3 protein-coding genes are annotated in these 2,966 nt (G+C 69.6%); all 3 read left to right on the top strand.

What is annotated here, in order from left to right:
* Positions 1 to 1,908, top strand: a 1,908-nt coding sequence (locus tag Q7W29_14505) for a putative LPS assembly protein LptD (protein MDO9173033.1), incomplete at its 5' end; no start/stop codon positions are given.
* A 162-nt stretch (positions 1,909 to 2,070) separates the two neighbouring features.
* A complete protein-coding gene (locus tag Q7W29_14500; protein MDO9173032.1) occupies positions 2,071 to 2,241 on the top strand; it encodes a hypothetical protein in 171 nt (56 codons plus the stop codon).
* Positions 2,242 to 2,262: 21 nt separating this feature from the next.
* The coding region (locus tag Q7W29_14495; protein MDO9173031.1) for a hypothetical protein at positions 2,263 to 2,966 on the top strand (704 nt) is incomplete at its 3' end.

Here is a 2,966-nt window from a genome sequence, read left to right as displayed (position 1 = left end):
TTCTACTTCAAGTCGCTCGAGTCCGGCCGCCGCTCGGGCATCCTGTTCCCGAGCTTCAACTTCGGCTGGTCGCAGCGCACCGGCCGCTACATCCGCGACTGGGGCTACTACTGGGCGGCCAGCGACTACACCGACTTCACGTTCCGCGGCGACTACAACGAGCGCCGCGAGTTCACCTGGCAGCTGAGCAACCGCTACCTGAAGCGGTACGCCTTCGGCGGCGACGCCAGCTTCTCGCGGCGGCTGAGCCTGGGCGACGGGCCGCGCACCCGCGAGTGGCAGTTCCAGTGGAACCACCGGCAGGACACGCTGTTCGACGCCTACCAGTTCCAGACGAGCCTGAACATGTCCAGCCGCACGATCAGCCGCGAGGACCTGCTGAACGACGTGGGGGCCGTCGACCAGATCAGCGGGCAGCAGACCTCCACCGCCCGCATCAGCCGCAACTGGTCGTTCGTCAGCGCCTCGCTGAACTTCAAGCGCGACGAGTACGTGAACAAGGAGGACGGCGATCTCGGCACCAACAACCTGGTCGCGTCCCAGGCGTTCCCGAGCCTGTCGCTGAACTTCAAGAGCACGTCGCTGCTGCCCCAGCTGCGGACCGGGCAGCGGGGCAGCCTGCTGGGCGACGTCCTGCGCAGCACCTACTTGCGCAACTCCTGGAGCTTCAACAGCCAGACGCGGACCAACGAGACGACGGACAACGTGGTCCACGCGGCCAGCGGCAGCGCCTCCCTCGACTTCAAGCAGCAGCGGCTGCTCTTCTTCACCGCCAGCACGGGCGTGAGCGCCTCGCACCGGTGGAACCGCACCACGACCGACGGCACGCTCTACACCTTCGACGAAGCGGATTCGAACTACGTGGCGCGCGAGGTGCGCGAGCGCAGCGAGGAGACCTCGAGCAGCCTGTCGATCAACAGCAGCCTGAACACAACCCTCTACGGCGTCTTGCGCCCCCGCTTCGGCGGCCTGAGCGCCGTCCGCCACACGCTGCGCCTCGGGATCGGCCACCAGCTCGTGCCGGCGATCCCCGGCCACCAGGGCCGCAGCGAGTCCTTCAGCCTCAGCCTGGGCAACCGTTTCGACGTGAAGCTGCGCGGCGCCGCCGCCGGCGATTCGATCGCGCCCGACCGCAAGCTCGACGGCGTCCTGGACTGGGGGCTGAGCGGGGGGTACTCGCCCGCCGCCGCGCCGGGGCACCGCTGGGGCGTCGTCAACAGCTCCCTGACGGTGAAACCCGGCGAGGCCGCCGCGCTCAAGATCACCGTGAACCAGACCTTCGACACCGCCACCCGCCGCGTCACGAGCACGCGTTTCACTTATGGGTACGGCTTCTCCGGCCGCGTGGACACCGGCGGCCGCGTCGCCGCCGTCGCCGCCGTCAAGAGCCGGGCCATCGACCGGCTCGGGGCCGCCGCCGACAGCGCCGCGGTCGAACTCGTCGACGAGGAGTGGGAGCCCGGGGACGGGCCGCCGCCCGACGACGGGGACTTCCCCGGCTTCGGGCAGCTCGGCGCCGGGGAGGGCGGCGACGAGGGGCGCGACCCGACCGAGGGCGGGCGCTTCCTGCCCTGGCGCGTCAACAGCAGCCTGTCCTACAGCCGCTACCACCTGACCGATCGCATGGACGCCCGGCTCGGGCTCAACGCGAACCTGACGGTGACCCGCAACTGGGATCTGGCCTGGCGCGGCACCTACGACCTCGAGACCGGTACCCTCACGAACCAGTCCTGGAACCTGGTGCGGGACCTCCACTGCTGGGAGATGCGCTTCTCGCGCACCGTGAACGCCGTGGATTCCCAGTTCGGCTTCATCATCTCGCTGAAGGCCATCCCGGACATCAAGGTGACCCGGGGCAAATCGGACCTGGTAGGCGGCTACAGCCAGATGACCGGGGGCATCTTCTAGACCCCGCCGCCGGAGGGGGCGCTTGCCTGCCCGGGGCGGTCCTGGTATCATGTTGCGATGATTGGGGAACCGGCCGGGAGGCCGGGTGTTCACCCCCGATCCGGCGGAGCGGTGGCGACGAGCTGCCGCGGTTTTCTGTACCACGGCACGAAAAGAGCCGAGATGCACATCGAACCCCGAGCGGGACTGCGCGCCGCGGCGACGACGGTCGTCGCCCTGCTGCTGCTGTCGTCCGTGCCCGTCGCGCTGAGCCAGCAGTCGGCCCCGGACTGGCGGCCCGTGAACATCGTCTACATCGGCGACGTCCACGGCAAGTTCGAGCCCTGTGGCTGACACGGCAATCCGCGCGGCGGCGTGGCCCGGCGGGCCACCTTCATCGACGAGACCTGGAACCTCGGCCAGCCCGTGCTGATGCTCGACGCCGGCGACCTCTTCGGCGTGCGCTCCCGCATGGAGCGCGAGCAGACGCGGTTCCTCTGCGAGCTGACCCGGGAGTTCGGCTACGACGCCATCGGCCTGGGCGAGTACGACCTCAACTACGGCCTGGCGTTCCTGCGCGAGATGGTCCAGACCTACGCGCTGCCCTTCACCAGCGCCAACGTCCGCGGGGCCGCCGACGGGAAGCTGATCCTGCCGGAATACCTGCTGGTCGAGCGCGGCGGCGTGAAATTCGGCATCTGCTCGGTCATGGATCCCGCCCACACCATCATGACGATGTCCGCGCAGGAGGAGACCTTCCTCGTCGACGACCCGGCGACCGTCCTGCGCGACCTGCTGCCGCGGATGCGCGCGGCCGGCGCCGAGACCGTCGTCCTGCTGGCGCACCTCGGCGACGCGAAGTCGGAGGAGCTCCTGAAGCAGGTCGCCGGCATCGACGTCTGCATCGTGGGGCACACGCAGCAGCCCTACCGGACCGAGCGCGTCGTGGACCAGTCCGCGTTCCTGGCCTCCTCCTTCGAGGGCCGGTACGTGGGCCGGGCCGAGTGCTTCTTCGGCGTCGAGGGCCGGTTGGAGGCCGTCGACGTGACGATCGGGGATCTCGGCAAGGAGGTGGCCGA

The organism is bacterium (assembly GCA_030654305.1).
Taxonomy (GTDB): Bacteria; Krumholzibacteriota; Krumholzibacteriia; order LZORAL124-64-63; family LZORAL124-64-63; genus PNOJ01.
Note: the sequence above shows the minus strand (reverse complement) of the source record. Positions and strands in the feature narration are given on the sequence as shown.

Bases quoted from the DNA above. Each gene is read 5' to 3' on its own strand.
- Q7W29_14500 (MDO9173032.1), top strand. From the start codon at position 2,071: ATGCACATCGAACCCCGAGCGGGACTGCGCGCCGCGGCGACGACGGTC.